At 67.6% G+C, this 3,160-nt stretch carries 3 protein-coding genes; 2 read left to right on the top strand and 1 reads right to left on the bottom strand.

Going from position 1 to position 3,160, the window contains the following annotated elements; translation table 11 throughout:
• Both H3O04_RS34705 and serB read left to right on the top strand, forming a co-directional pair.
• The coding region (locus H3O04_RS34705; RefSeq protein WP_202589449.1) for a substrate binding domain-containing protein at positions 1-640 on the top strand (640 nt) is incomplete at its 5' end.
• A gap of 169 nt (positions 641-809) precedes the next feature.
• Positions 810-1,655 carry a phosphoserine phosphatase SerB gene (serB, locus tag H3O04_RS34700; protein WP_006475922.1) on the top strand — a complete coding sequence of 282 codons (846 nt, stop codon included), beginning with the start codon at positions 810-812 and terminating at the stop codon, positions 1,653-1,655.
• Positions 1,656-1,742: 87 nt separating this feature from the next.
• Here the strand turns inward: serB and H3O04_RS34695 are convergent, their stop codons facing one another.
• On the bottom strand, positions 1,743-2,924 hold the full coding sequence (locus H3O04_RS34695; protein WP_105797709.1) for a cystathionine beta-lyase: 1,182 nt from the start codon (positions 2,922-2,924) through the stop codon (positions 1,743-1,745).
• Positions 2,925-3,160 lie beyond the last annotated feature (236 nt).

The raw sequence follows: 3,160 nt of genomic DNA, 5'->3' as shown, positions 1-3,160 counted from the left end.
GCCGTACGGGCGGCTGAAGGTGTCGATGTCGTCGTCGTTCGGCCGCCAGCACGTCGCGCCGGTGATTCCGGCGTTCCTGCGCCGCTACCCGTCCGTGTCGCTCGATCTGCGGCTGTCCGACGAGATCGTCGATCTGGTCGACGACGGCTACGACGTCGCGATCCGGCTCGGCGCGCTGAAGGATTCGACGCTCGTCGCCCGCAAGCTCGCCACCAACCGCCGCGTGCTGTGCTGCTCGCCCGCCTATCTCGCCGAACGCGGCACGCCGCGCCATCCGGCCGACTTGACGCAGCACGAATGCGTGATCCTCGGCGACCAGCGCGACTGGTCGTTCGCGACGCCGCAGGGCCCGCTCACGGTGCGAGTCGGCGGCCGGCTCGTCGCGAGCAACGGCGAGGCGATCCGCGAAGCGCTCGTCGACGGCTTCGGGATCGCGATCAAGTCGACCTGGGACGTCGGCCCGCTGCTCGCGAGCGGCGCGCTCGTCAGCGTGCTCGACGACTATCCGTTCGCGGACGACGTCGCGATCTGGGCCGTCTATCCGAGCCGCGCGCACGTGCCGCTGAAAACGCTCGCGTTCATTGCGTTCCTGGCCGAGCACTTCGGCGATCCGCCGTACTGGGATCGTGCAAACGGCTGACCACTACCGCCCCGCGCCCGGTTTCGCGCCGGCGCCGGCCGCCCTGCGCGGCCAACCGGCTACAATGGCGCGTTCGCGACGCAACGGCCCGCAGCCGCACGGGGCCCGCGTTCGCAGGCGGCCGCCCGCGGGCCGCGCACGTCATTCATTCGCCTCCCAACCACTCGTCATGACCCACAATCTCGTCATCCAGAGTCTTGCGCCGCTGTCGGACGCCCATCACAAACCGCTGCTCGCGCTGTCGCGCGGCACCCGCGTCGTGCAGACCGACGATCACGCGCTGCGCATCGAAAACGCGAGCCCGGCGCAGCGCCTCGACATCGACGCATACTGCGGCACGCATGCGCTCGATTTCGGCTTCGTCGAGGCCGGCCTCACGCTCGGCGATTTCGGGCTCGCGGTGATGGACATGGATTCGACGCTGATCACGATCGAGTGCATCGACGAGATCGCCGATTTCTGCGGATTGAAAACGCAGGTCGCGGAGATCACCGAAGCGTCGATGCGCGGCGAGATCCGCGATTTCAACGAAAGCCTGACGCGCCGCGTCGCGCTGCTGGCCGGGCTCGACGCGCACGCGCTCGAGCGCGTGTACGAAGAACGGCTGCAACTGTCGCCGGGCGCCGAGACGATGCTGGCGGGCGTGAAGGCTGCCGGCATGAAGACGCTGCTCGTGTCGGGCGGCTTCACGTTCTTCACCGAGCGGCTGAAAGCCCGCCTCGGCCTCGACTATGCGCATGCGAACACGCTCGAGATCGTCGACGGCAAGCTCACCGGCAAGGTGCTCGGCGAAATCGTCAACGCCGACGTGAAGGCGCGCCTGCTGCGCGAGACCTGCGCGTCGCTCGGCCTCGAGCCGCGCCGTGCGATCGCGATGGGCGACGGCTCGAACGACCTGAAGATGATGGCCGAAGCCGGGCTGTCGGTCGCGTTCCACGCGAAGCCCGTCGTGCGCGATGCGGCCACCGTCGCGTTCGACCATGTCGGCCTCGACGGGCTGCTGCGACTGTTCTGATCCCGCGGCACCGTCAATGAAAAACGCCGGCGCGATATCACATCGCGCCGGCGTTTCGTTTTTGTGCCGGACATTGCCGGCCCGCGATCAGCCGAGTGCGGCCTGCATCGCGCGCTCGATGTCCGCGCGCAGATCGGCTTCGTCTTCCAGGCCCACGTAGAAACGCACCAGCGTGCCGCGATGCGGCCAGTCCGGACGCATCGACGCGACGTCGTACGGCATCGCGAGGCTGCACGCGCCGCCCCAGCTCCAGCCGATCGCGAACAGTTCGAGCGACTCGACGAAACGGTCGACCTGCTCCGCGCTGTAGCGTTCGTCGAACACCACCGAGAAAAGCCCGCCCGCACCCTTGAAATCGCGCATGAACGACGCGTGCCCCGGGCAGTCGGCGACCTGCGGATGCAGCACCGCGGCAATCTCCGGCCGCGCCTTCAGCCATTGCGCGAGCGCGAGCGCGCTCTTGCTGTGCGCATCGAAGCGCACCTGCATGCTCGGCAGGCTGCGCAGCACGAGCGAGCAATCGTCGACCGACACGCCGATCCCGCAGCGCATCCGCGCGAGCTTCAGCTTCGCGTGCAGGTCCGCGTTCGCGGTGATCGTCGCGCCCATCAGCACGTCGCTACCGCCCGACTGATACTTGGTCAGCGCCTGCACCGAAATGTCCACGCCGTGCTCGAACGGCTTGAACGCGAGCCCCGCCGAAAAGGTGTTGTCGATCGCGGTGACGATGCCGCGCGCCTTCGCGGCCGCCGTGATCGCCTGCACGTCGGGCACTTCCATCGTCACCGAGCCGGGCGCCTCGAGCCAGATCAGCCGCGTGTTCGGCTGGATCAGCTCGGCGATGCCGGCGCCGATCAACGGATCGTAAAAACGCACGGTAATGCCGAAATCGTTCGCGAGCCAGTTGCCGAAATCGGCGTTCGGGCCGTATACGTTATGCGGAACCAGCACGTCGTCGCCCGCTTTCACGATCCCGAAGTAGACGTTCATGATCGCCGCGAGACCCGACGGCTGCAGCAGCGCGTGCGTGCCGCCCTCGATCTCCGCGAGCCGCTGCGCGAGCGCGAGCGACGTCGGCGTCGCGTGCAGCCCGTAGCGCCACTGGTTGTCGTCGTGCCAGACCAGCGCGCGCATCGTCGCGAGATCGGGGAACACGACCGTCGACGCGCGCGCGACCGGCGGCACGAACGAGCGGAAGCCCTCCGGAATGACGTCGTCGGGTTGAACGATGCGGGTTTGCAGCGCGCGCTTGGAAGTGGATGCAGTCATGACTTGGAGGCCGGGCACGAGGCCGTTCGGTTGCGGAATATGTCGTTAGAGTAGCCAAAATCGGCGCGGCTGGCCCGGTACAATGCGCGCCGCCGACACCGAGCCAGCACGCGCTTGTATGTTCAGTACTGACCAGTACGGTAAAGTCTGGTGGTAGCCAGACGAGACCGTGCAGTTTGCCCCGCGCTTGGGTGTTGGAGCCCGTGACTGAGTACAAAACGCACGGTTGCCGTGCT

It is taken from the genome of Burkholderia sp. KCJ3K979 (assembly GCF_016759955.1).
In the GTDB taxonomy this organism is placed as follows: Bacteria; Pseudomonadota; Gammaproteobacteria; order Burkholderiales; family Burkholderiaceae; genus Burkholderia; species Burkholderia orbicola.
The sequence above is the reverse complement of the archived record's forward strand: the minus strand, read 5'-3'. Positions and strand labels throughout refer to the sequence as shown.